The sequence below is a fragment of the Mycobacterium venezuelense genome (assembly GCF_054919535.1).
Genome location: NZ_JBONDW010000001.1, coordinates 405,418 through 428,881 on the forward strand (window position 1 = coordinate 405,418; position 23,464 = coordinate 428,881).

Here is a 23,464-nt window from a genome sequence, read left to right on the forward strand (position 1 = left end):
GAACTAGCCGCCGGTCACGCTGCGGCCGGCGCTGTGCAGGTCATTGCACGCCTCCACGACACGCTCGGACATCGAGGCCTCGGCCTTCTTCAGGTAGCTGCGCGGATCGTAGGTCTTCTTGTTGCCCACCTCGCCGTCGACCTTGAGCACGCCGTCGTAATTGGTGAACATGTGCGCGGCGACCGGCCGGGTGAACGCGTACTGGGTGTCGGTGTCGACGTTCATCTTGACCACGCCGTATTTGAGGGAATCCTCGATCTCGGACTTCAGCGAACCCGAGCCGCCGTGGAACACGAAGTCGAAAGGCTTTGCGCCGTCGCCCAATCCGAGCTTGGCCGCGGCAACGCGCTGTCCCTCGGCGAGCACCTCGGGCTTGAGCACCACGTTGCCGGGCTTGTACACGCCGTGCACGTTGCCGAACGTCGCCGCCAGCAGATACTTGCCGTGCTCACCGGCGCCCAACGCGTCGATGGTCTTCTCGAAGTCCTCCGACGACGTGTAGAGCTTCTCGTTGATCTCGGCCTCAACGCCGTCCTCCTCGCCGCCGACGACGCCGATCTCGACCTCGAGAATGATCTTGGCGGCCGCGGCCTGCTTGAGCAGTTCTTGCGCGATCGAGAGGTTCTCGTCGATCGGGACGGCCGAACCGTCCCACATGTGCGATTGGAACAGCGGGTTGCGTCCGGCCGCGACGCGCTCGGCGGAGATCGCCAGCAGCGGGCGCACGTAGGTGTCGAGCTTGTCCTTCGGGCAGTGGTCGGTGTGCAGGGCCACGGTGATCGGGTACTTCTCGGCGATCACGTGCGCGAACTCGGCCAGCGCGACCGCGCCGGTCACCATGTCCTTGACGCCGAGGCCGGAGCCGAACTCGGCGCCTCCGGTGGAGAACTGGATGATGCCGTCGCTGCCCGCGTCGGCGAAACCCTTGATGGCGGCGTTGATGCTCTCGGAACCCACACAGTTGATCGCCGGGAACGCGAACGAATGCTCTTTGGCCCGGCCCAGCATCTCGGCATAGACCTCAGGCGTGGCGATAGGCATGTGAAATTTCCTTCCGAGGTCTTTTATTGCAGAAATTGGCCGGTGGCACGCCCCAGGTACCCTTGGGAGTCGTGATCGACACCGCCCTCCCAGAGGTTACGACCAATCTGGCGCTCATGCCCGATTTCATGGACCCGATCAACCTCATCGGTTACTTCGGGACATGGGCCCTGGTGGGCATCCTTGTCGTCGTCTTCGTCGAGTCCGGTGTGCTGTTCCCGATCCTGCCCGGCGACTCGCTGCTGTTCGTGGCGGGCATGCTCGCCGCAGGTACGGCGGCCCAGGGCGAGGCCATGCAAGCCAACTTCGAGCTGTGGCACCTGCTGGTGGGCATTCCGATCGCGGCAGTCCTGGGCGGCCAGGTCGGGTACTTCATCGGTCGCACGATCGGCACCTCGATGTTCAAACCGAACGCCAGGGTGCTCAAACAGAAGTACCTCGACGAGGCCCACGTCTTCTTCGAACAACGCGGCCCGTTCGCGATCATCATCGCACGCTTCGTCCCGATTGTGCGAACCCTCGCGCCGATCACCGCGGGCGCCGCAAAGATGCGCTACCCGGTGTTCACCTTCTTCAACGTCCTCGGCGCGGTCATCTGGGGCGTCGGCCTGACCCTGCTCGGCTACTGGCTTGGCAGTTTCGAGATCATCCAGAAGCTGCTGGAACCGATCTTCATCCTCATCGTGGTGGCATCGGTGGCCCCGATGTTCATCGAGTGGTACAAGCGGCGGCGCGCCGCCAAGCGGGCCGCGGCGACCGAGGCCACCGCGGCCGAGGCGTCCTAGCCGAGGCCGAGCGCCCCCGCGAGTTCCCGCAACGCCGGGCGCGGATCGGCGGTCGGATTCTCGCCGAGCGCCTGCACGACGACGTGATCGGCGCCCGCATCGAGGTGGGCGGTGATCGCCGCGGCGGCCTGTTCGGTCGAGCCCATCCCGACAAGCCCGCGGGCCAGCCGGTCTGACCCGCCCCGCACCAGATCCGACTCGTCGAAGCCCTGACGGAGCCACGAGTTCCGGTAGTTCGGCAGCCCGCTGTAGACCTCGAGGTGGGTGTGCGCGCGGGCGAGCTGGTCGGCCTCGTCACCGCCGATGGCGACGGCCTGCTCGGAAACCACCCAACGGTCCTGGCCGAGCATCTCCCGGGTGGTCGCGGTGTGTGCGGGCGTGACGAGATACGGATGCGCGCCATCGGCGTGGGTGCCGGAGAGCTCGATCATCTTCGGCCCGAGCGCGGCCAGCAGTCGCGGCGGGCGGCCGACGCCCGGCTCGATCTGTTCGGGCACCGCGGCCATCCGATCGAGGTAGGTGCGCATGGTGGCCAGCGGCTTGGCATAAGTCCCGCCCAGCCCGTGTTCGACCAGCGGGCCGTGGCTGACGCCGAGGCCGAGCACGAACCGGCCCGGATAGAGCGCCGTCAGGGTGCGTGCGCCGGACTCGGCGGCCGACGGCACCCGGACGTGGATGTTGGCAATCCCCGTACCGATCACCAGCCGGTCCGTTGCGGCGAGGAAGGCTGCCGACTGCGTCAAGGCTTCCTTGCCCACGACCTCGGGCAGGAACAACGACCCGTAGCCGAGTGCCTCGATGTCCCGCGCGACCTGCTGCGCTTCGGGCATCGACCAGGTGTCACTGGCCCACCACACCCCGATGCGGGCGGGAAAATCGATACGGGCGCGTTCGGTCACTGACCACTCCTCAATTCGTTTGACTCGTTGTGTTCGTGATGAATACGGCCACCGGTGTCGGCGAGTGGCCGGCCGGTGCCGCCCCAGCGCTGGGCGATGATCTCTGCGGCGATCGAGACCGCCGTCTCCTCGGGTGTTCTCGCACCGAGATCCAAGCCGATGGGGCTCGACAGCCGCGCGAGTTCGTCGTCGTTCAGGCCGGCCTCGCGCAGCCGGGCCAGCCGGTCCTCATGCGTGCGCCGCGAGCCCATCGCACCGATGTAGCCGACCTCGGGTAGGCGCAGCGCCACCTCGAGGAGCGGCACGTCGAACTTCGGGTCGTGCGTGAGCACGCAGATCACCGTGCGGCTGTCGATGTCGCCTGCGGCCTCCTGAGCGGCCAGGTAGCGGTTGGGCCATTCGACGACCACTTCGTCGGCGGTCGGGAACCGGGCCTTGGTCGCGAAGACCGGGCGCGCATCGCACACCGTGACGCGATAGCCGAGCAGGGATCCCTGCCGCGCGACCGCCGCGGCGAAGTCGATGGCGCCGAACACCAGCATGCGCGGGCGCGGGGCGAAGCTGGCGACGAATACGTCCATGCCCTCGCCGCGCCGCTCACCGTCCGGACCGAACGTCAGCACGCCGCTGCGGCCGGTGTCGAGCAGGCCGCGTGCATCGTCGGTGACGGCGGCGTCGGCCCGCGCCGATCCGAGCGTGCCGGTGACCTCGTCGGTGCGGATGACCAGTCGACGGCCCACCCACGCGGGGTCGGGATGGGCGACGACGGTTGCCGTCGCCGCAGGCCGGTGCGCCTCGATGTCGTCGACCAGCGATTCCAGTTCGGGAAAGGTCCGTCGCGAGACCGCCTCGACGAACACGTCGAGCACACCGCCGCAGGTCAACCCGACCGCGAACGCGTCGTCGTCGCTGACGCCGTAGCGCTGCAGTACCGGCGCGCCGTCGGCGACCACCTCGCCGGCGAGCTCGTACACCGCGCCTTCGACGCATCCGCCCGACACCGAGCCGCTGACCGTTCCGTCGGGTGCGACGACCATCGCGGCGCCCGCAGGGCGCGGCGCCGAGCGGAACGTCCGCACCACCGTCGCCAAGCCCGCCGTGTCGCCGGCACGCCAGACTGCCAACAGCTCGCTCAGCACGTCGCGCACGGTGACAACCTAACCCGCCAGGGTGTGCGCGGCCTCCATCAGCATCCAGCCGGACACCTGCACCGACATGTCGCGTTCGGGTATCGCCGACGCATTGACCGCGCCTTCGACGAACTCGGCCTCTTTGCCGGCCGCGCTGGGCAATTCGGCGGTGCGATCCCAGAACGCGCCGAAAAGCGGCAGGCCGTCGACGGTCTGGCGGTTGTCCCACGCCGACTCGGCGGACTTCAGCACGATCGAGCGCGCGGTATCGCGAGCCGCGACGTCCTCGGGTGCGTCCCCGGGCAGCGTGGTGGCCACCAACGCGAGATAACGGGCCGTGATCGCGTTGAACAGGCCGCCGTCGCCACCGCCCGCACCCTTGATGACGCCGTCGGTCGTCATTTCCTTCTCGACCGCGGCGACCAGTCGGCGGACCCGCTCGGCATGCCTGCTGTCGTTGGTCCTGGCCGCGAGTTCGACCTCCAGTCCGAGCACCACGCCCTGGCAGTACGTGTACTGCGCACGCACCATCGAGCCGGCCTTGATGCCGTCGAACACCAGATGGGTGTCGGGATCGATCAGCGTCTCGTCGATCCAGTCCGCCATCTGCTGGGCCCGGCGCAACCGATCGTCGTAGCGGGCCAGGAAGATCCCGGCAGGCCCGTTGGCGGGGGCGTTGAAGAACTGGTCCTGTTTGCGCCACGGGATGCCGCCGCCGTCTTCGGGCACCCAGGCGTTGACCAACTGCTCGCACAGTGTCTTGAGTGCGCGGGGCTTCTCGACACCGGCGAGCCGCCCGGCCCGTTCGACGGCCAGTGCCAGCCAGGCCATGTCGTCGTAGTAGTCGTTGGTCCATCCGGTGTTGCGCAGCCAGTGCGCCCGAATCTGCCGCTCGATTCGGACCTTCCGCTCCGGCTGCGGATCCCGCACCTGTGCGTCGATCAGGCAGTCCAGCAGATGCGCCTGCCACCAGTAATGCCAGGTACCGAAATTGCGGTACTTCTTGGTCGATGGCCAGGCCACCACACCCAGTTGTGTGCCAGGAAGGCCCCAGAGTTTCTTCAGATGTCGTTGGGTGATCGCAGCTTCTGCGCTGGCCGCACGGTTAGCCCATAGCTGATCCATATCGACGATCCTGCCCTACCAGGCCTCCGAAATGTCAGCATGTCGAGTGATCCAGGCGTGCATCGCGATCCCGGCCGCGACGCCGGCGTTGATGCTGCGGGTGGACCCGAACTGCGCGATCGACACCGTCAGCGCCGCACCTGCCTGCGCGTCAGGTGTGATGCCGGGGCCCTCCTGACCGAATACGAGCAGGCAGTCCCGCGGCAGCTCAGTCTCTTCGAGCCGCACCGCGCCAGGGACGTTGTCGACCGCGACGACCGTCAGCCCGGCGCCCGCGGCGAACTCGAGCAGTTCGGCTGTGGTGTCATGGTGGCGCAACCGCTGATAGCGGTCGGTGACCATGGCACCACGCCGGTTCCAGCGCCGCCGTCCGACGATGTGGACGGTGTCGACGGCGAACGCGTTCGCGGTGCGGACCACCGCGCCGATGTTGGCGTCGTTGCCGAAGTTCTCGATCGCGATGTGTAACCGGTGCCGACGCTGATCGATATCGGCGATGATCGCCTCGCGCTTCCAATACCGGTATGCATCAACGACATTGCGGGTGTCGCCGGATCGGAGCAGTTCGGGGTCGTAGCGCGGATCATCGGGAAGCGGGCCGACCCACGGCCCGACGCCGGGACTCTCTCCCCACTCGGTGGGGCCCACGGGGTCAGTCACCGGTGGTCCACAGTGCGGCTTGAGTGCCGATCACCGACACCGTCGCGTACAGCAGCGCGGCGTTGATCTCGCCTTGCGTGCCCAGCGATGCCCGCAGGTTCACCGCGTCACGCGAGGCATCGGGCAACACGAGCACCGATGCGCCGTACACCGAGCAGGCATGGCTGAGACCCGGCGGCGGCAGAGTCGGGGCCGCGACCACCATGAGCGGTCCCCCGCGCCGTGCCGAATCATCACGGTAACGTGGTGCCAGGCCATCGATTTCGAGTCCGAGCAGCATGTACCCGTTGCCGGTGAACGCGTCGGGTTCACCGATTGCCGTCGGCGCCAACTGCGCACCGTCGGCGCTGAACCCATCGACGCTCGACGTCTTGATGGTCAAGCCCGTGTCATTGACGTTGGTCGGCAGGACGCCCACCGGAAATGCCGCGGCGTAGGCCACGGTGGTGCCTGCGATCCGTTCCCGCGGTGAATACGCATAGACACCGCGCACCTGGCTTTGATCCCGTAGCGGACCCAAACACACTGTGCCGCTGAGCTTGTCGGGCGAAGGAGCCGACAGCGGCCGAAGCGCCAGGCTGGTCACGCCGGTGCAGCCGCCGATCGCGTTGGCCTCGATCGGATGCGCCAGCGCGCCATACAGCCCGAACCGGATGTCCTCGGGTTTGGCGTGCTCGCCGCCGGACGCCGAGGCCTCGACATCGACCAGCACGTGCTCGGCGTCGAAACGCAGGTTAGACGTCGTGATCGTCCAACCAAGCAGGTTCAGCGATTCCCCGACCGGCACGGTCTGCGCCTCGTACGTGCTCGCGGGTGAGTCATCCGACGAGCAGCCGGTGACCGTCGCGGTGACGACGAGAATCATCGCCGTCACCGCACCGATCAGCGCCCGCACCGGTTAAGGGGTTGTGCCTCAGGTTCTCTCACGGCCCTTGCCCACCACCTTCGTTATCGCGCGGACCAGGTTTCGCGGCATCATCCGGCCGCCGGTGGTCAGCGCTTTGTATTGCAGTCCTGGCACGATGACGACCTTGCCTCCGGCGACACCTGCCAGGCAGTCACGGACGACGTCATCGACCTCAAGCCACAGAAACGACGGCGTCCCCGCCATGTCGATGCCGGCCCGGGCATGGAACTCGGTGTGCACGAAACCCGGGCAGAGCGCGTGCACGCCGACCCCGGTGCCGCCCAGCCCATTGGCCAGCCCTTCGGTGAACGCGACCACCCACGCCTTGGACGCCGAGTACGTCGACCCCCGGCCCGGCAGCAGACCGGCGACGCTAGCGACATTGATGACGGTGCCGGACCGCGCCTCGAGCATCGACGGCAACGCGGCATGCGTCAGTTCCATCACCGCGGTCACGTTCACGTCGAGCTGAGCCTGCAACTGCGCCAACGGGGCGGTCCAGAACTCACCGGCTGTCCCGAAACCCGCGTTGTTCACCAGGACGCGCACCCCGGCCCGCAGCCGGTCGGCGACCTTCGCGCGGTCGGCGGCGACCGCCAGATCGACAGGCAACACCTCGACCGTCGCACCGGCCTCATGCCGCAGTTCGCCCGCGAGTAGTTCAAGCCGCTCCGCGTCTCGCGCTACCAGCACCAGGTCATAGCCTTCGAGCGCATATCGCCGGGCGAAACCCGCGCCGAGCCCCGATGTCGGTCCGGTGATCAGCGCGACGGGGCGGGACATGCCCTAGAGGGTACTGAACCCCCGATGCGGCCCGGCTAGCGCTGGTAGTGCGGCGCCTGACGCATGTTGCGGGCCGGCGGCGGAGGCCTGCGGATCGAATCCGACCGGCCGACGTCGGGGCGCTGCTGGGTGTATCGGCCCACGTCACCACGGCTCGGCGGCATGTCGGCACGTGCCGGCGGCAGCTCACGCCGGCCCGCCGGTGTCGGCGCGAGCGGGCGGCTGGGCGAGCCGGAACGCCGTGCGAGCGGCGGCTGGGTGGGCTGGCCGGCCGGCGCCGCGCCGTTCTGCGGAACCGGCGGCAACACCCGCAGCAGATCGTTGAACTGCCGCACCGTGCGCAGACCCTCGTCCCACTGGGCGCGGGTGCTCGTGACCGGCATGCTGACGAGCGTCCAGTGCTGCTCGTTCCACATGATCTCGGCGCAGTCCGGCGCGGTGTGGGCGAATGTCACCATCCGGCGATCGCACGCGCGGCGGGCAGCGTCGAGGTTGGTGGAGTACACCATTCGGGGGCCGATCGCACCGAGCAGCCAGATGTCGTTCTCGCGCGGCTCCTTGATTCCTTTGAGCCGCAGGTCGACCACGACGTTGGTGCCGACCTTGCGGTGCAGCGCGATCACGGTGGCGACCTCTTCGATGTCGAAGATGAACACCGCCTCGCCACGGATCTGGCCGAGCACGACGTTCTTGGCCGTGACATCGCCGACGGTCGACATCACCCCGCGCTTCCAGCGCTTGAGGATCTCGTCCGACTCGTGCTCGTAGTCGAAGCCATGCGACTTCGCCCACGACTTACGGCGACGCCCCAGACCGCGTCGACGATCGATGTCGACGTACAGCAACACGGCCGCACCCACGAAACAGAGTGCGGACAGCGTGAACCAGAGCGGGACCATCGGGCCTAGCCTACGTGTTGGTAGCGCAAATGCCTTAACTCTGTGAGGTCACAACCCGGTTACTGGTTGCTCAGATCGCCCCGACCCCGAGTCCTCGAGGTACATCACAATCGCGTTCGCGAGGCCTCGCCGCGCCAGGTCCAGGTCGGAATAGGTGCCGAGTTGCCGCTCCGACGTGATGCCGCGCATCGCACCGGGAATGAGCGAGGCGACCTCCCGCACGCGTTCGGGGTCCACATCAAGATCGGCGAAAGCTTGCTGGCAGGTCTCAAGCCAGCCCTGGCCCCAGGACTGCAATTCGGCGGCCGTCTTGGGATACAGCCGCTCGAGTTCGGCCCGTTCGCGCGGCAGCGCTGCCCGCAGGTTCTCGATCGCACGTGAGTCGCTCGCGGTGAGGCCGTCGTAGAGCATGTCGATGATTCCGGCGACACGTTGCCGCAGTGGCGCACCGCTGTCGTGGCGACCAAGCACACCCGCGCGACGTTCGGCGGTGCGGTGCAGCACCGCGGCCCAGAAGCCGTCGATATCGCCGAACTGGTACTTCACCGCACCCCATGTCGCGCCGATCTCCTTGGCGATGCGGTTGGCCGACACCGCTCCCGGGTCGCCGGTGGCCAGTGCCTTGAGCGCGGCCTCCAGCATGTTCTCGCGGGTGGCGAGGCCGCGTCGATTGGTGCGACGCGCGGTGACCTCGGTCATCTCCGCAGACTACCCCAGTTTCATAGAACCCTCTTCCAAAGTTTCACAGATGCTCCTACGATTCAGGTCATGGCCAAGCCACCGCTGTCGATGAAACCGACGGGATGGTTCCAGGTCGCGTGGTCCGACGAGGTCGGCGTCGGTGAGGTCCACGCGATGAAGTACTTCGGCGAGGAAATGGTGGCCTGGCGCTCGGAATCCGGGCAGGTCACGGTGATGAACGCCTATTGCGAGCACCTCGGCGCGCACCTGGGGTTCGGCGGTCACGTCGTGGGTGAGGTCATCCAGTGCCCGTTCCACGGCTGGCAGTGGAACGCCGAAGGCCGCAACGTCTGCATCCCGTATCAAGACCGGCCCAACCGCGGCAGGCGCATGAAGACCTACCCCGTCGTCGAGCGCAACGAAGCGATCTACATCTGGCACGACGTCGAAGGCCGTGAGCCGTTCTTCGATGCACCGGACGTGTTCGCGTCCTTCAACGACGGCAGCAGCGCCGCCGACTACTACCCGCAGCAGCGGCTGTACCGCGAAGCGCTCGAACTGCACCCCCAGTACGTACTGGAGAACGGCGTCGACTTCGCGCACTTCAAGTTCGTGCACCAGACGCCGATCGTGCCGGTGTTCACGCGGCACGACTTCGCCGATCCGGTGTCCTACGTCGACTTCACGATCACGTTCGAGGGCGACGAAAACCAGACCATCGACGACGTGCGCAGCGGCGTCGAGGCCGTCAACGGCGGTCTTGGCATCGCGGTCACCAAGAGCTGGGGCATGATCGACAACCGCACCATCTCGGCGGTCACGCCCGTCGACGAGTCCACGTCCGACGTTCGGTTCATGGTCTATATCGGGCGCACACCTGGCAAGGACACCCCGCGCGCGGCCAGCAAGGCAGCCGAGTTCGGCGAGGAAGTGATCCGGCAGTTCACCCAGGACATCCACATCTGGTCACACCAGCGCTACTCCGATCCGCCCGCGCTGGCGACCGCCGAATACGAAGGCTTCACCGCAATCCGCAAGTGGGCCATGCAATTTTATCCGGACGGTCTGGGCGGATCCGCCGCAGACCTCGCAAGAGTGAGGAAAGTGGACACTTTATGACCTCGAAGATCCGCGTGTTCCAGGTGGCGACGGGCAACGTCGGCACCGAGATGATCAAGCGCATCGGCAAGCGCCCCGACCTCGAACTCATCGGATTACATTGCTACACACCCGAAAAGGTCGGCCGTGACGCCGGTGAGATCGCCGGGATTGGACCCATCGGGGTCACAGCCACCGGCTCGATCGACGAGATCATCGCGGCGCGCCCCGACGTGCTGACGTTCCACGGTGTGTTCCCGGACGAGGATCTCTACGTCAAAGTCCTTGAGGCCGGCATCAATATCGTCACCACCGCGGACTGGATCACCGGCTGGCACCGCGACACCAACCATCCACACCCGTCGGGTAAGGCCGTCTCGCAGCTGCTGGCCGAGGCCTGTCAAAAGGGCGGTTCTACGTTCTACGGAACGGGCATGAATCCCGGGCTCAACCAGATTCTCGGCGTGGTGTGCTCGGCCGACGTCGCCGAGATCGAGAACGTCACCACGATCGAATCCGTCGACGTGTCATGCCATCACAGCAAGGACACCTGGATCGAGGTCGGCTACGGCCTGCCCGTCGACGATCCGTCGATCCCCGGAAAGCTCGAGAAGTACACGCGGGTGTTCGCCGACAGCGTTCTGATGATGGCCGACTGCTTCGGCCTGACGCTCGACGAGGTGAAGTTCGGCTACGAGCTCGGAGCGTGCACCAAGGACGTCGACCTGGGCTGGTACCAGCTGCCGAAAGGATCGCTGGGCGGTAACTACATCAAGTACCAGGGCATGATCGATGGCGTGCCTCGGGTCGAGACCCACCTCGAATGGCAGATGACCCCGCACACCGATCCGAGCTGGGATATCAAGGGCTGCTACATCACTCAGATCAAGGGCGATCCGTGCGTCTACAACAAGCACATGATCTTCCCCAAGCCCGGTGTCGACCTTTCGGACCCAGATTCCTTCGCCTCGATCGGCATGACCGTGACGGGACTGCCCGCGCTCAACGCGATCGCGTCGGTGGTCAAGGCACCGCCCGGGTTGCTGACGAGTGCCGACGTTCCGCTGCGCGGCTTCGCCGGGCGGTTCGCGCTCTGATCCGTGGGCGTCGAGTGTGCACACTCGATCTCCGAAGGACCCGAGAGCCACTCAGCCAAGAGACTGGCCCGGCGTGATGCCCAATGCGTCGGCAACCGATTCGTACAGGCGCATGGCAGCGTCGTCATATACCTGCAGCAGCACGTCAGGTATCACGGGGTGCGGTGCCGAATTCGCGCTCACCAGCTGGATTTGAACGTGATCGGCTCCGGCATCGAGATGCGCGCGCAATCCCCGGGCGATGTCGGAGGGCTCGCCGTGAACGGCAAGGGCATCGATCAGGCGGTCACTGCCGTCATCGGCGAGATCGTCGTCGGTGAATCCCAAACGGCGCAGGTTGTTTCGGTAGTTGACCAGGCCCAAGTAGGGGTGCTTGATTCGCGGCCGGGCCAGCGCGCGGGCATGAGCGGCATCCGGCTCGAGCACCACTTTCTGTTCGGGAGCCAGGAACTTCTCCGGACCGAGCGCCGCCCTGGATCGGCGGGTGTGCTCGGGAGTGACGAGATAGGGCACAGATCCGCCCGCGCGCTCGCGCGCCAGGTCCAGCATCTTGGGGCCCAGTGCGGCAAGCGCGCGTCGCTCAACGGGTAATCCCCCGGTGTCGAGGTCATCGAGGAACGCCTTCAGCGTGGCCATAGGCGTGCCATAGCCTTTCGTCTGTTCCGGATGGCCCACGCCGATGCCGAGTAGCAGCCGTTCGGGAAACTTGTTCTCGATACGGCGGTAGGCCTCCGCCAAGGTCGCCGCGTCACCGCGGTAGATGTTGTAGATGCTGGTGCCGACGACCAGGTTGTCCGTCGCGGCGAGGAGATCGTCGATTCCTGCCAGATCGGCTTCCGGTCCACCCAACCACAGCGCCGTAAACCCAAGACTCTCTATATGTTTGGCCATGTCCGGTGTGGTCGCATGCGCCGGCTGCCACACGCCGTACTTTCCGAGCTCCACTGCGCGCCTCCATGTCTTTTTTGTCGCCACGACCATCGTGGCGCTATATTTTTGGACCAGCAAGTCCAAATCCCGGCTGGGCGTCGAGTGTGCACTCAGGGCGGGAATTCGGCTCTGCGGCCGACCCTGACGCACCGTCGGCACCAAGGGTGCACACTCGTGGTTATGCCTGCGTCGACCGCTGCCGCGAAGCCGGGCCCGCGCCGCGTCGCGATCCTCGTCTACGACGGTGTGACCCTGTTGGACGTCGCGGGTCCGGCGGAGGTGTTCAAGACGGCGAACCGGTTCGGTGCCGATTACCAGATCGTGCTGCTGTCGCCGACGGGCGAGGACGTCACGTCCAACCTGGGTTTCGGGATCGCAGTCGATCAGGACGTATACGCTGAGCCGGCAGCAGACACGTACCTCGTGCCCGGCTCCGACAATTATCCGCGGACTCCGGTGCCGTCGACTCTGGCCGAAGCCGCAGGGGTTCCGGCAACGAGAGCCCGCCGCGTCGCGTCGATCTGCACCGGCGCGTTCATCCTCGCCGCTGCCGGACTCCTCGACGGTAAGCGTGCGACCACGCACTGGAACGTCGCACGCGAACTCGCGGCTCGGTGCCCGACATGCCAGGTCGAACCCGACGCGATCTATGTCCGTGACGGCAACACGTACACGTCGGCGGGCGTGACCGCCGGGATCGACCTGGCGCTCGCACTCGTCGAAGAAGACCACGGGCCGGACCTCACCCGCGACGTCGCCCGCGCTCTGGTGGTGTACATGCAGCGTTCCGGCGGCCAGTCACAGTTCTCCGCTCCGCTGCAAGGCCCGCCGCCGCGCTCTCCAGCCCTACGGCAGGTCATCGACTTGGTGACGGCGGACCCGCAAGGCGACCATTCGCTCGCCGAACTCGCGAAGCACCTCAACGTGAGCACGCGGCACCTCACGCGGCTCTTCCACGATGAACTGTCCACGACACCGGCCCGATACGTCGAGACCATCCGTTTCGACATGGCCAGGGCACTGCTCGATCGAGGGCACACCGCGACGCAGGCAGCGGCTCGCGCCGGCTTCCCCAGTTACGAGAGCATGCGACGGGTGTTCGCGAGAAAACTGTCGATCAGCCCAGCGGCCTACCAACGCCAGTTCAGTACAGCTCGTCGCGCCAACTCGGGCTGACGGCTATCCGTGTGGGTCATCGACCTTGAGTGGTTCGCCGGTGCTGGCGATGAAGACCACAAGCAGCTTCGCCGGATCGGTCGAGCTGATGTTCTCGGTGGCGACGTGGTGAGCACCCGGCTGCTCGGACCAGTTCTCACCTTGCCGATACACGTGCGCGGGCTCGCCTTCGAGCTGGCTGCTCACCGAGCCTTCGAGCACATAGGCGTAGACGAACGCGTCGCCGTGGCGGTGGGGCGCCGCATGTGCGCCCGGCGGGAATAAGACGATCGCCGAGGTGAAGGACTTGCCCGCGACGTTCGGCAGCGCTTGTTGCAGCAGCGGCGACAAGGTTTCCGAATCGGCCGGAGCGGGGTCTGACTTCGCGACCGGAGCACCGCAGCCGACGACCATGGCCGCGACGGCGGCAGCCACCACGCCTTTGGCCATCATTTACGGGCTCCTTCGGGTACCTCGATGATCGTCTTGCCGGGACTGCGCCGGCGCCGCGCGAACGCGTCGGCCGTCTCGGCCAGGGGTCGTACGGCACCGATGATGGGCTTGAGCCGCCCGTCCCGCACCCGCTCGGCCAGGTGGGTGAGCTGCGCACGATCGGGTTCGACGACGAAGAAGACGGCCCGCCCATTCTTCGGCTGTACCGTTGGCGGCTCGGCGATGGTTACGACAGTCCCACCAGCACGTACCAGTGCGTTTGAACGCGTGAGGATTTCGCCTCCGATGACGTCGAAGACGAGATCCACTTCGCCGATGTCTTCCAAGCGGTCGGCGTCGGTATCCACGAAATCCTGTGCCCCCAGGCCGATCACGACGTCGCGATCATCAGAACGCCCGGTGCCGATCACCTGCGCGCCGACCTCGCGAGCCAGCTGAACGGCGATCGAACCCACTCCCCCGGCAGCGCCGTGCACCACGACGGTCTGCCCGGCGGTCAGGCCGGCATGGACGAAGAGCCCTTGCCACGCCGTCAACCCTGAAATCGGCAGCGCCGCAGCAACGGTGTAGTCGATATCCGCGGGTAGCGGGGCCAGGTTACGAGCCTCGACGGCGGTGTATTCCGCCAGCGAGCCGTCGCGCGCCCAGTCCGTGAGTCCGAACACCCGCTGTCCGACGGTCAGTCCGGTGGTTCCGTAACCCAATTCGACCACGGCACCCGATAGTTCGTGGCCCGGAACGCTGGGCGTTCGGTCACGGCCCGCCCGATCGGTCCAGGTGGCGGGCCAGTCGAGCTCGCCGGGCGTGAATCCCGCGGCGTGTACGCGGACGACGACGTCGTTCTCGGCGGCGTGTGGATAGGGTAGCTCGGTCAGGGTGAGTCCACCGATCCCGGCGTCACGATCGTGAATGCTGATGGCTTGCATGCCTTTTCCTCCTAGACGTGTTTTACGAGGCCACGTACCGTTCGCGGATCTCCACCGCAGTCTCAAGCATCTGCCGAGTGCTGGTGAACCAGTCCTGCAAATTCAGATCCACGATGAGCTCATCTGCACCGGCCTGCTGTAGGTCGACGCCCAATCTCTGGGGTATACGAAGCCCGAGCTTCATGTGAATCCTCCGATGTAGGTGTCCTGGTTATGCGTCGGCGAACAGACGACGTAGGAGCTGGGCGAGTGCTGCGGGTTGCGAGAGAAACGGGGAATGTGACGTGTTCATCCGATAGGCCTCGTCGGCGTGCTCGGCCATCCGCTCCTGCGCGGTGACAGGGATCGAATTGTCGGCTTCACAGACGATGTAGGCGCTCGGGATCGTCTTCCACGCCGTCTCGGTCAGTGGCTGCTGCATCGAAGAGTAAGACTGGTAACCCATTTCGCTCACCGCAACCTCTGCGGTGGCGTCGTCGAGGTCGTTGTAGAACACCTCCTGAGGCGTCATGACTTCGACGAAGTCGCCGATGCCATCCCGGTGGCGGCACTCGGCCCACGGCCACAGCACACCCGCTGGGTTCTGCGAGAGCAGCGATTCGCCGGCCTCCAGTTGAAATGCGGCGAGGTAAACGATCTTTCGAACATTCTGCGCATCCGCCAATCCCTGAGTGGTAGGTATGCCGCCGTAAGAATGGGCCACCACGACAACTGGCCCGTCAACGGCTGCGACGGCTTGTGCGATCACCTCGGCGTCGGCGTACATATCGCCCAACACGGCGGGATCGTCTCCGCTGCTCGTCAGCCGTAGGGTGTGGACATCGAAATCCGAGAGTTCGTCGACGAGTAGGCGAAAGTGTTCGGGCTTGTGCCAGGCGCCGTGGACGATGAGCACCGTAGGACGAGTCATGAAAGGTCTCCTGAAGACTTGTTGGTGGTCCCTCCACTGCGGGCGAAGGGGGCGGTAGCGCTTTCTGCGCGAAGCGTCGTACTTCCGGTCCAACCGGCGGCGGGGTCAGTGCACCACGGCAGGAGCGGCCGATTCCCTTTGGGCCGTTTGCACTTATCGTGGCCGGGTCGCCACGTCGCGGGCTCGCTCCGAGAGGTATCGATCCTGGCTCTCGCCTCGTCGTCTGCGCTGTCATGCCTCAGCGTTCTCGACGAATGGTGGGCGCGACGGCCAGTGTCGTGGAGCTTCGAGGCCGACGCGGGAGCGACGAACACCATGGACATGGCCACCAGCCCGAGCACGGTCATCATGACAATTGCGCAGGAGAACACGGCGAACGACAGTCGTCGTGCTCTGAAGCGACGTGCACCGTTCATCGCGGTCTCCCAGAGTTGAACCGGTCAGCTCGGCCAGGGCGAGCCGAGAATGCGCTCGACGGTGGTGACGCGTCGGAAGCCGGGAATGAAGTGCTCCAGGACATCGGAGTTCACCGTCCCGAGGGTTGTCTCCGGGCGGTTCTTGAACCCGTCGAAATATGCGCTCAAGAATTCGTTCTTGAAGTCGCCGCGCGGATGGACCGCGAGGATTTCGCTGATCTGGTCCGGGTGCAGATCATCCAGACCGAAACCGACCACGTCGGTCAGCACCCCGAGGTGAGTCGCGGCGATCTCTGGGCCCATCCGGCCCGGGATGCCCGGCGTCGTGTGCAGTGCGATGGCCGTCCACACCGTGTCGGCGGCCGCCGCGGAGAATCCGCGCTCGAGCAGGAACTTGCGCCCGTGATCGGCGCCATCGACCTCGAAGCGCTGTTCGGTGTCGGAGAACGGCGTCACAAGACCCGTGTCGTGAAACATGGCAGCCAGGTAGAGCAGTTCGGGGTCCGGTTTCACGCCGAGCCGCTGGGCATGAATCTGGCCGAAGTAGAACACCCGGCACGAGTGGTGGTAGATGAGCGGCGTGATGGTCTGCTGGACGAGACGTGTCGCTTCAGCGACTGCCGCCGTATCCGGTATCTCGATACCGGCAATGGTTTCTGACATGGCTTCTGGGCTTTCTGGTTGTCGGACTGTGTCTGACCTCCATGCTTCTCGCCACGATGTGTGCTGCGCCGCCTTCGTTTGGCCACGAATCCCTCAAAAGTGGACGCCGAAGCCGCGCCGGGTGCCGAGTGTGCGCTCAGGGCGGTCAATCGGCTCTGCGGCCACCCCTCACGCACACTCACCGCCGTGCGTGCACACTCGCCTGACGCAGGCACGAAAAAGCCCCGCCACACCGCAGTGTGGCGGGGCCTTTCCGCTACCGGCTCAGCCCAGAACCAGGCTTTCGCCGTCGGGGCTGAGGTTGACGGGCACGATGTCGCCGTCATGGACCTCGCCGGCCAGCAGCATCTTCGCCAACTGGTCGCCGATGGCCTGCTGTACCAGGCGGCGCAGCGGCCGGGCACCGTACAGCGGGTCGAAACCGCGCTCGGCCAACCACTTCTTGGCCGGCAACGACACCTCGAGGGTGAGCCGGCGTTGCGCCAGCCGCTTGGCCAGCTGTCCCAGCTGGATGTCGACGATCGACACGAGTTCTTCGGGGTTCAGCCCGTCGAAGATGATGACGTCGTCGAGCCGGTTGATGAACTCGGGCTTGAACGCCGCCCGCACTGCCGCCATCACGTGTTCCTCGGTGCCACCGGCGCCCAGGTTGGACGTCAGGATGAGGATCGTGTTGCGGAAGTCGACCGTGCGACCTTGGCCGTCGGTCAACCTGCCCTCGTCGAGCACCTGCAGCAGGACGTCGAACACGTCCGGGTGAGCCTTTTCGATCTCGTCGAACAGCACCACCGTGTACGGGCGCCGGCGCACGGCCTCGGTCAGCTGACCGCCCTGGTCATAACCGATGTAGCCAGGAGGTGCACCGACCAGTCGAGCCACCGAGTGCTTCTCGCCGTACTCGCTCATGTCGATGCGAACCATCGCGCGCTCGTCGTCGAACAGGAACTCCGCCAAGGCTTTTGCCAGCTCGGTCTTACCGACACCGGTCGGGCCGAGGAACATGAACGAGCCCGTCGGCCGGTTGGGGTCGGCGACGCCTGCGCGGCTGCGGCGCACCGCATCAGAAACTGCGACGACCGCCTTCTTCTGTCCGACAACGCGTTTCCCGAGCTCCTCCTCCATGCGCAGCAGCTTGGCGGTCTCGCCTTCGAGCATCCGGCCGGCCGGGATACCGGTCCACGCCTCGACAACCTCGGCGATGTCGTCAGGCCCGACTTCTTCCTTGAGCATGACGTTTTCGCGGGCCTCGGCCACCGGCAGCGCGGCGTCGAGCTTCTTCTCGACCTCGGGGATGCGCCCGTAGCGCAGCTCCGCGGCCTTGGCGAGATCACCGTCGCGCTCGGCACGGTCGGCCTCGCCGCGCAGCGTGTCCAGTTGCTCCTTGAGCTCGCGGACCACGTCGATGGCGCCCTTCTCGTTCTGCCAACGAGTGGTGAGCTCTGCCAGCTTCTCCTTGTGGTCGGCCAACTCGGCACGCAACTTCTCCAGCCGGTCCTTGGAGGCATCGTCGGACTCCTTCTCCAACGCCATCTCCTCGATCTCCAACCGGCGGACGAGCCGCTCGACCTCGTCGATCTCGACGGGGCGGGAGTCGATCTCCATGCGCAACCGGGATGCGGCCTCGTCGACCAAGTCGATGGCCTTGTCCGGCAGGAACCGTGCGGTGATGTAGCGGTCGGACAGGGTGGCCGCCGCAACCAATGCGGAGTCCGTGATCCGCACACCGTGGTGTACCTCGTAACGGTCCTTGAGACCACGCAGGATGCCGACGGTGTCCTCCACCGACGGTTCACCGACCAGCACCTGCTGGAACCGGCGCTCCAACGCGGCGTCCTTCTCGATGTACTTGCGGTACTCGTCGAGTGTGGTCGCACCGACCAGCCGCAGCTCACCGCGGGCCAGCATGGGCTTGATCATGTTGCCCGCATCCATCGCGGATTCGCCGGTGGCGCCGGCACCCACGATGGTGTGCAACTCGTCGATGAACGTGATGACCTGCCCGGCCGAGTTCTTGATGTCGTCGAGCACGGCCTTGAGCCGCTCCTCGAACTCACCGCGGTACTTCGCACCGGCCACCATCGACCCGAGGTCGAGCGAGATGACGGTCTTGTCCCGCAGGCTCTCCGGCACGTCGCCGGCCACGATGCGCTGGGCCAGGCCCTCGACGATCGCGGTCTTGCCTACACCGGGCTCGCCGATCAGGACGGGGTTGTTCTTGGTGCGGCGGCTCAGCACCTGCACGACCCGACGAATCTCGTTGTCGCGCCCGATGACCGGGTCGAGCTTGCCCTCACGAGCGCGCGCGGTCAGATCGGTGGAGTACTTCTCCAGCGCCTGATAGCTGCCTTCGGGGTCGGGGCTGGTGACCCGCGCGCTGCCGCGCACCTTGGTGAACGCCTCACGCAAAGCCTGCGGCGACGCACCGTTGTTCGTCAGCAGCTTCGCCACGTCGGAACTTCCCGTGGCCAACCCCACCATGAGGTGCTCGGTGGAGACGTACTCGTCGTCCATCTCGGTGGCCAGGTGCTGTGCCGTGGTGATCGCGGTGATCGCCTCCGGCGACAGCTGCGGTTGCGAACTCGAACCGGAGGCACTGGGCAGGCGGCCGATAAGCCGTTCCGCCTCGGTGCGGATGGTCGCGGGCTCGACTCCGACCGCTTCCAGCAGTGGCGCGGCGATGCCATCGTTCTGCGTCAGCAACGCCATCAATAGATGAGCGGGGGTGATCTGTGGGTTGCCTGCGGCAGTGGCCGCCTGCAACGCCGAGGTCAGCGCCGCCTGGGTCTTCGTGGTCGGGTTGAACGAGTCCACGACACCTCCCTTTCCGTGTAGAGAAAATGCTTGTCGTGATGTTCAACGCAGTCAAGGTTGAGTCTGTTCCGCTCAAGTTTGAGAATTTTTGGGCGGGCACACCGGGCGTCCCGACTCATCCGCCACTACTACGGCGCCGGACTCCGGCCGAGGCCGGACGCTCGCCACGTTTGCTGTGGGAGCCTCACCCCTCGCCAGAAAGCCGCACTTAACCGGCAATTTCGGCTGATAGGTTAACGAATGAAGGGGGAGCAGAAACGATGAGCCTGTTCGATGCCTATAGCGACTTCATGGGGAAAGTTGGCGGCGCCCTCGAGACAATCGGGCCGTACTTGGGTCCGCAAGGGAGCATGCTCGCCGAGGCTGGGGGTTCGCTGGAGAGTCTCGCTGGCGCCGTTGAGAGTATTCGAGCGAATGGCTTTCGCGCACCGATGGATGTCGCCAGCGACACTTCTGAAATAGCATGCGTGGCTCAGTCGATGCTGCCTATGGCGAAACAAACTCTCATCATCGCCGGCGGCCTGCAAACACTCATCGGCTTGCAAGCGCAATGCGGCTGGACCCATCCTCTCGAACGTGGCGACAGTTATGGCGACAGTGCGGAACAGTTCAACCTCATCGCCGATGATCTCCAAAAGGCGGTTCCGAAGTACAGCTGGAGCGGACCAGCCGCAGATGCGTATGAAGACGCGAATACTCGCCAGATGACGCGCGCCAGGACGATGCCCGACGTCGACCTCGACATGAAAATCGCAATCGACGCGCAGGCAAACGCGGTGGCCGCCACGCGGCGCATCTTGAACGAATCAGCCACGGTCATGGGTAACGCCATACTCCCCGCACTGGCATTGCGGGCGTTCGGCAAGTACGGGCGCTGGGCCTCCTACACCCTGGAATCATCGGTCACGGCATCATGTTTGACCGGCTGCGTCTACCACGTTAAACAGCTGGGTGAAGCCTCCGCCGGGTTTGCGGACACTATTGAGAACGCCGCCCGCCTCTACCAAGACATCGCCAACGACGGATATCCGACCTGGATGTAAGGAGTCACTGAATGACCTCGCCTTCCACGGGCCCGCTGCGCGTCACGCCTGCTCGATTGCGTGAATTGGCGGCCATGCACAGTGAGGCCGCAAATCGAATCTCGCAGGCCACACCACTAGCGGATGGAACGGCCGATTCCGTTCATGACAGCCACGGCGCGATATGTGTGTCTGCTGCGCAGGCCGCAGCCAGAGCCGCAGAAGCCCGACGCAGGGCTTGCGCAGCCCTCGAGTCGACCTCTCGTGCGTATGAGGCCAACTTGAACGCCGCAGCTTCTCGGTACGCGACCGCGGACTCGGATAGCAGTGATGCCATCGAGGGCGAGATCCAACAGCGACGTCGATGACGGACCAGTGGAAAACGTGGGATGAGCCTTCTGGCGACGATTCGTTCGATCTCACCCACTCCAGAGGCGAGTCGGATCTAGACGCACTCGGTTACTACGAACCTGCGAGTCCCGCCGATACGGAGGATTTTTGTCTCGATCCGTTCAACGGATTTGACGATGTCCCAGAATCGGTTCGCGATACACGCGCCTACGGTGAAGCCAGTCATCGACATCAAGACGATCAAGAGCAGCCTGACCATCTGCAATTCTCCGTGACAAGTCCGTCAGGCGCCGCCACTGTCACGGCTTTCCTGGGCGGTGCGGTACGACGAATCGATTTGTCGTATCACGTGGTGAATATGTCCGAAGCCGAACTCGCCGGCGAAATCATGGCTGTATCGGTAGTTGCGACCAAGAAGGCGCAAGCCGGTGAGTACATTCTCGTTTCTGAGCTTTTTCGGATACAGCGACAGGAGCGCACCATAGTTCGCGAGTTACTCGAAGATAGGATGCGGTTGTCCACGCCTGAAGAAGCGCGACGCGCCGCGGCAGATCTGAATTCTCGATATTTGCGCGACGCACACTAAAGACGGGTCGGGTTGTCATCTTCGCGATGCCAAGTGGGGCGCGATATCCAATACCCGACTGTGTCAATCAACCCGCGATGCGCGAGGCGGTCAAGCAGGTAAGCCGTAAAGACGGTAGCGAATAGCAGCGATGGCAGAGGATCCGCTCTTACGGACCAGGTCTCCAGGCCGTAGTCGAAGATGCTAGTAGCGGGCGTAGTCGCACGCCGCCGGCGACTAATCGTCGCGATCACACTCCCCACTGAGTCGTAAACATGTTGCTGAGGGTCGGCATACGAATCGCTCGGATTGACATAGAACTCTGTCCGGGCAAAGCAATGCTCACCAACCTCCAGCTGCATCGCCAAGCGGGCTGTGCGAAATTCAGTTACGTAGGAAGTCGTCTGACGTAACTGCCCGAGGAAATTGCCTTGGGCGTCGTGGACCCGGACTCGCTGATTACCAAATCCTCCGAATCGAGTGATCCCGAAAATCGGCACTCCGTTGTTCAACATCAGCCCAAAGTTGAGAGTACGGCTATTACGGCCAAAAATTGAGGGTATCCGTGTGTGCGGCTGAACAAATCCGAGTCGGTTGCCGTCAGAAGTCTGGACGGTGCATGACATGTCGCCATCACGAGCGTCGATGACGGGGCTGAGGTAGAGGAGTCGCTCGCCAAGCGGATACCCGGGTTGCTGTCTACTCAACTCGTTCACAGGCGGGGACTGACACGACCCTCCAGATACAACGTTTCCGGTCCATTGATGACCGTCGAAATACCGGAGCTGCTGGAGATTCCATGGATCGGTGTACCAACCGGGCTGCACGCTCGGCGTCTCGGCGTTGTTGATCGCATACCCCCCTCGTCTCGTCAATGCTAACGAGTCGCGGTAGACACGGTTTGCAGTTTTGATTGCCGCACACGCTGTCTGGGCTTGCGGGCCCACAGGCACAATCGGCTAGGTGCATATCGCAGTCGTTCCCGCCTCTGCACCCAGCCACATGTACCCGCACCTCGCGGTGATCCGCGAACTCGTCGACCGAGGTCATCGGGTCAGCTACCTGGTCAGCAGCCATGTGGCATGGCTCGCCCGCCCCACGGGCGCGGACATCGTCGAATGCGGCTCGGTGTTGCCGGGCGCGCCGGGCGCACCCGAGAACTGGGGCGACGAGAACGACCCGGTGACCGGGATGCGCCTGTTTCTCGACGAGGCGATTCACGTGCTGCCCCAACTGCACGCCCACCTTGACGGGGACCGCCCCGACATCGTCCTCTACGACATCGGCGGTATGGCAGGCCCGGTCGCGGCCGCTCAGTGGGGTGTGCCTGCGGTGCAATTGTCCCCGAGTGAGGTGGCGTGGGACACGTACCACGAGGACATGGCTGAGATCCTGGACCCGATCCTGAACAGCCCGACGGGCATTGCGTACCGGCACGCGTTCGAGGATTGGCTCGCGGTGTCCCGAACGGGTTTGACGTTCGACGAGGTGACCGGTGTACCGCGCCGTTGTCTGGCGTTGATACCGAGGGTGATGCAACGCCATGCCGACCGGGTCGGCCACCGCTATCGCTTCGTGGGGCCGTGTATCGACCCACGTCGCGAGGATCCGCGCGACTGGACTGCACCGCCGGGCGATGGCCCGCTGGCACTGCTGGCGTTCGGCACGGCCTACACCCAGCGAGCCGACATATACCGCAACGTCATTGACGCGCTCGACGGGCTGGACTGGCGGCTGACGTTGGCCACTGGCCGGGCGGGGGCCGACGAACTCGGAGCGGTGCCGCCATGGGTCCAGCTGTGCCAGACCGTCCCGCAGCCTGCGGTGTTACGGCTCGCCGACTGCTTTTTCACCCACGCCGGCATGGGCTCGTGCACCGAAGGCCTGTGGTACGGCGTACCGATGGTCGCCATGCCGCAAGCCGTCGATCAGCCGGCCAACGCTGCGCGACTGGAAGCCGTCGGTGTCGGCCGACACCTGCAGGCCCACCTGCCGGCTGTCGGCGAGATCCGCGATGCCGCGCTTGCCGTCACGACCGACGAGCAGATCAGGCTGCGCCTCAACGCCATCCGCGACGAGATTCACGAAAGCGGCGGGCCGGTTCACGCCGCCGATGCGGTGGAGGATGTGGCCGCCGGGCGCTGGTGACGAGGGATT

25 protein-coding genes are annotated in these 23,464 nt (G+C 65.3%); 8 read left to right on the plus strand and 17 right to left on the minus strand.

Going from position 1 to position 23,464, the window contains the following annotated elements:
- Positions 1–3 precede the first annotated feature (3 nt).
- Positions 4–1,041: a class II fructose-bisphosphate aldolase gene (gene fbaA / locus ACRCUN_RS02065; protein WP_085145451.1), complete on the minus strand. Its 1,038-nt coding sequence runs from the start codon at positions 1,039–1,041 to the stop codon at positions 4–6.
- Positions 1,042–1,112: 71 nt separating this feature from the next.
- Between fbaA and ACRCUN_RS02070 the strand changes: the two genes are divergently transcribed.
- A complete protein-coding gene (locus ACRCUN_RS02070; protein ID WP_462139982.1) occupies positions 1,113–1,826 on the plus strand; it encodes a DedA family protein in 714 nt (237 codons plus the stop codon).
- Here the strand turns inward: ACRCUN_RS02070 and ACRCUN_RS02075 are convergent.
- Genes ACRCUN_RS02075 through ACRCUN_RS02110 form a run of 8 tightly spaced genes read right to left on the minus strand, consistent with a single transcriptional unit; the run spans position 1,823 to position 8,928 of the window.
- Complete coding sequence (locus ACRCUN_RS02075) at positions 1,823–2,725, minus strand: LLM class F420-dependent oxidoreductase (RefSeq protein WP_462139983.1); 903 nt, start codon at positions 2,723–2,725, stop codon at positions 1,823–1,825. The two genes, ACRCUN_RS02070 and ACRCUN_RS02075, sit on opposite strands and share 4 nt — an antisense overlap.
- Complete coding sequence (locus ACRCUN_RS02080; protein WP_462139984.1) at positions 2,722–3,873, minus strand: XdhC family protein; 1,152 nt, start codon at positions 3,871–3,873, stop codon at positions 2,722–2,724. Before ACRCUN_RS02080 ends, ACRCUN_RS02075 begins: the two co-directional genes overlap by 4 nt.
- A 9-nt stretch (positions 3,874–3,882) precedes the next feature.
- Entirely contained in the window at positions 3,883–4,980 is a 1,098-nt protein-coding gene (locus ACRCUN_RS02085) for a glycoside hydrolase family 76 protein (RefSeq protein WP_462139985.1), read from the minus strand.
- Positions 4,981–4,995: 15 nt separating this feature from the next.
- The gene (locus tag ACRCUN_RS02090; RefSeq protein ID WP_462139986.1) at positions 4,996–5,640 is read right to left on the minus strand and encodes a TrmH family RNA methyltransferase; all 645 of its coding nucleotides are present in this window, start codon (positions 5,638–5,640) and stop codon (positions 4,996–4,998) included.
- A complete protein-coding gene (locus ACRCUN_RS02095) occupies positions 5,633–6,535 on the minus strand; it encodes a hypothetical protein (protein ID WP_462139987.1) in 903 nt (300 codons plus the stop codon). The genes ACRCUN_RS02090 and ACRCUN_RS02095 overlap by 8 nt, the downstream gene beginning before the upstream one ends.
- Positions 6,536–6,553: 18 nt before the next feature.
- Positions 6,554–7,330 (minus strand): SDR family NAD(P)-dependent oxidoreductase, encoded by a 777-nt coding sequence (locus ACRCUN_RS02100; RefSeq protein WP_462139988.1) that lies wholly within the window; start codon positions 7,328–7,330, stop codon positions 6,554–6,556.
- 35 nt (positions 7,331–7,365) lie between these two features.
- Entirely contained in the window at positions 7,366–8,229 is an 864-nt protein-coding gene (ttfA, locus tag ACRCUN_RS02105) for a trehalose monomycolate transport factor TtfA (RefSeq protein WP_462139989.1), read from the minus strand.
- 48 nt (positions 8,230–8,277) lie between these two features.
- Positions 8,278–8,928 (minus strand): TetR/AcrR family transcriptional regulator, encoded by a 651-nt coding sequence (locus ACRCUN_RS02110; protein ID WP_462139990.1) that lies wholly within the window; start codon positions 8,926–8,928, stop codon positions 8,278–8,280.
- 69 nt (positions 8,929–8,997) lie between these two features.
- Between ACRCUN_RS02110 and ACRCUN_RS02115 the strand changes: the two genes are divergently transcribed.
- Both ACRCUN_RS02115 and ACRCUN_RS02120 read left to right on the plus strand, forming a co-directional pair.
- On the plus strand, positions 8,998–10,029 hold the full coding sequence (locus tag ACRCUN_RS02115) for a Rieske 2Fe-2S domain-containing protein (protein ID WP_462139991.1): 1,032 nt from the start codon (positions 8,998–9,000) through the stop codon (positions 10,027–10,029).
- Entirely contained in the window at positions 10,026–11,105 is a 1,080-nt protein-coding gene (locus ACRCUN_RS02120) for an NAD(P)H-dependent amine dehydrogenase family protein (protein ID WP_462139992.1), read from the plus strand. The genes ACRCUN_RS02115 and ACRCUN_RS02120 overlap by 4 nt, the downstream gene beginning before the upstream one ends.
- A 51-nt stretch (positions 11,106–11,156) precedes the next feature.
- Here the strand turns inward: ACRCUN_RS02120 and ACRCUN_RS02125 are convergent, their stop codons facing one another.
- Positions 11,157–12,086: a TIGR03620 family F420-dependent LLM class oxidoreductase gene (locus ACRCUN_RS02125; protein WP_462139993.1), complete on the minus strand. Its 930-nt coding sequence runs from the start codon at positions 12,084–12,086 to the stop codon at positions 11,157–11,159.
- A 129-nt stretch (positions 12,087–12,215) separates the two neighbouring features.
- Here ACRCUN_RS02125 and ACRCUN_RS02130 point away from each other — a divergent pair, with 129 nt between their 5' ends.
- The gene (locus ACRCUN_RS02130) at positions 12,216–13,211 is read left to right on the plus strand and encodes a GlxA family transcriptional regulator (RefSeq protein ID WP_462139994.1); all 996 of its coding nucleotides are present in this window, start codon (positions 12,216–12,218) and stop codon (positions 13,209–13,211) included.
- Between the two features lie 3 nt (positions 13,212–13,214).
- Here the strand turns inward: ACRCUN_RS02130 and ACRCUN_RS02135 are convergent, their stop codons facing one another.
- The 6 genes from ACRCUN_RS02135 to clpB form a co-directional block, all read right to left on the minus strand.
- Positions 13,215–13,643 carry a cupin domain-containing protein gene (locus tag ACRCUN_RS02135; RefSeq protein WP_462139995.1) on the minus strand — a complete coding sequence of 143 codons (429 nt, stop codon included), beginning with the start codon at positions 13,641–13,643 and terminating at the stop codon, positions 13,215–13,217.
- Entirely contained in the window at positions 13,640–14,569 is a 930-nt protein-coding gene (locus ACRCUN_RS02140) for an NADP-dependent oxidoreductase (protein ID WP_462139996.1), read from the minus strand. The genes ACRCUN_RS02135 and ACRCUN_RS02140 overlap by 4 nt, the downstream gene beginning before the upstream one ends.
- A gap of 22 nt (positions 14,570–14,591) precedes the next feature.
- Positions 14,592–14,753 carry a hypothetical protein gene (locus ACRCUN_RS02145; protein WP_462139997.1) on the minus strand — a complete coding sequence of 54 codons (162 nt, stop codon included), beginning with the start codon at positions 14,751–14,753 and terminating at the stop codon, positions 14,592–14,594.
- 27 nt (positions 14,754–14,780) lie between these two features.
- Positions 14,781–15,479: an alpha/beta hydrolase gene (locus ACRCUN_RS02150; protein WP_462139998.1), complete on the minus strand. Its 699-nt coding sequence runs from the start codon at positions 15,477–15,479 to the stop codon at positions 14,781–14,783.
- Positions 15,480–15,919: 440 nt separating this feature from the next.
- The gene (locus ACRCUN_RS02155) at positions 15,920–16,558 is read right to left on the minus strand and encodes an HD domain-containing protein (RefSeq protein ID WP_462139999.1); all 639 of its coding nucleotides are present in this window, start codon (positions 16,556–16,558) and stop codon (positions 15,920–15,922) included.
- A 264-nt stretch (positions 16,559–16,822) separates the two neighbouring features.
- Positions 16,823–19,369, minus strand: a complete 2,547-nt coding sequence (gene clpB, locus ACRCUN_RS02160) for an ATP-dependent chaperone ClpB (protein ID WP_462140000.1) — start codon at positions 19,367–19,369, stop codon at positions 16,823–16,825.
- Positions 19,370–19,629: 260 nt separating this feature from the next.
- Between clpB and ACRCUN_RS02165 the strand changes: the two genes are divergently transcribed.
- The 3 genes from ACRCUN_RS02165 to ACRCUN_RS02175 are packed head-to-tail and all read left to right on the plus strand — an operon-like array spanning position 19,630 to position 21,328.
- Positions 19,630–20,412: an EspA/EspE family type VII secretion system effector gene (locus ACRCUN_RS02165; RefSeq protein ID WP_462140001.1), complete on the plus strand. Its 783-nt coding sequence runs from the start codon at positions 19,630–19,632 to the stop codon at positions 20,410–20,412.
- Between the two features lie 11 nt (positions 20,413–20,423).
- On the plus strand, positions 20,424–20,759 hold the full coding sequence (locus tag ACRCUN_RS02170) for a type VII secretion target (RefSeq protein WP_462140002.1): 336 nt from the start codon (positions 20,424–20,426) through the stop codon (positions 20,757–20,759).
- Positions 20,756–21,328: a hypothetical protein gene (locus ACRCUN_RS02175; RefSeq protein ID WP_462140003.1), complete on the plus strand. Its 573-nt coding sequence runs from the start codon at positions 20,756–20,758 to the stop codon at positions 21,326–21,328. The genes ACRCUN_RS02170 and ACRCUN_RS02175 overlap by 4 nt, the downstream gene beginning before the upstream one ends.
- On the opposite strand, the gene ACRCUN_RS02180 is transcribed toward ACRCUN_RS02175, so the two are convergent.
- Positions 21,325–22,260: a DUF2510 domain-containing protein gene (locus tag ACRCUN_RS02180; RefSeq protein WP_462140004.1), complete on the minus strand. Its 936-nt coding sequence runs from the start codon at positions 22,258–22,260 to the stop codon at positions 21,325–21,327. The genes ACRCUN_RS02175 and ACRCUN_RS02180 overlap by 4 nt on opposite strands.
- Positions 22,261–22,270: 10 nt before the next feature.
- On the opposite strand from ACRCUN_RS02180, the gene ACRCUN_RS02185 reads away from it, so the two are divergent.
- Positions 22,271–23,455: a macrolide family glycosyltransferase gene (locus ACRCUN_RS02185; protein ID WP_462140005.1), complete on the plus strand. Its 1,185-nt coding sequence runs from the start codon at positions 22,271–22,273 to the stop codon at positions 23,453–23,455.
- Positions 23,456–23,464 lie beyond the last annotated feature (9 nt).

Bases quoted from the DNA above. Each gene is read 5' to 3' on its own strand.
- fbaA (WP_085145451.1), bottom strand. From the start codon at position 1,041: ATGCCTATCGCCACGCCTGAGGTCTATGCCGAGATGCTGGGCCGGGCC.
- ACRCUN_RS02085 (WP_462139985.1), bottom strand. From the start codon at position 4,980: ATGGATCAGCTATGGGCTAACCGTGCGGCCAGCGCAGAAGCTGCGATC.
- ACRCUN_RS02100 (WP_462139988.1), bottom strand. From the start codon at position 7,330: ATGTCCCGCCCCGTCGCGCTGATCACCGGACCGACATCGGGGCTCGGC.
- ttfA (WP_462139989.1), bottom strand. From the start codon at position 8,229: ATGGTCCCGCTCTGGTTCACGCTGTCCGCACTCTGTTTCGTGGGTGCG.
- ACRCUN_RS02110 (WP_462139990.1), bottom strand. From the start codon at position 8,928: ATGACCGAGGTCACCGCGCGTCGCACCAATCGACGCGGCCTCGCCACC.
- ACRCUN_RS02115 (WP_462139991.1), top strand. From the start codon at position 8,998: ATGGCCAAGCCACCGCTGTCGATGAAACCGACGGGATGGTTCCAGGTC.
- ACRCUN_RS02120 (WP_462139992.1), top strand. From the start codon at position 10,026: ATGACCTCGAAGATCCGCGTGTTCCAGGTGGCGACGGGCAACGTCGGC.
- ACRCUN_RS02125 (WP_462139993.1), bottom strand. From the start codon at position 12,086: ATGGTCGTGGCGACAAAAAAGACATGGAGGCGCGCAGTGGAGCTCGGA.
- ACRCUN_RS02130 (WP_462139994.1), top strand. From the start codon at position 12,216: ATGCCTGCGTCGACCGCTGCCGCGAAGCCGGGCCCGCGCCGCGTCGCG.
- ACRCUN_RS02135 (WP_462139995.1), bottom strand. From the start codon at position 13,643: ATGATGGCCAAAGGCGTGGTGGCTGCCGCCGTCGCGGCCATGGTCGTC.
- ACRCUN_RS02140 (WP_462139996.1), bottom strand. From the start codon at position 14,569: ATGCAAGCCATCAGCATTCACGATCGTGACGCCGGGATCGGTGGACTC.
- ACRCUN_RS02145 (WP_462139997.1), bottom strand. From the start codon at position 14,753: ATGAAGCTCGGGCTTCGTATACCCCAGAGATTGGGCGTCGACCTACAG.
- ACRCUN_RS02150 (WP_462139998.1), bottom strand. From the start codon at position 15,479: ATGACTCGTCCTACGGTGCTCATCGTCCACGGCGCCTGGCACAAGCCC.
- ACRCUN_RS02155 (WP_462139999.1), bottom strand. From the start codon at position 16,558: ATGTCAGAAACCATTGCCGGTATCGAGATACCGGATACGGCGGCAGTC.
- ACRCUN_RS02165 (WP_462140001.1), top strand. From the start codon at position 19,630: ATGAGCCTGTTCGATGCCTATAGCGACTTCATGGGGAAAGTTGGCGGC.
- ACRCUN_RS02170 (WP_462140002.1), top strand. From the start codon at position 20,424: ATGACCTCGCCTTCCACGGGCCCGCTGCGCGTCACGCCTGCTCGATTG.
- ACRCUN_RS02175 (WP_462140003.1), top strand. From the start codon at position 20,756: ATGACGGACCAGTGGAAAACGTGGGATGAGCCTTCTGGCGACGATTCG.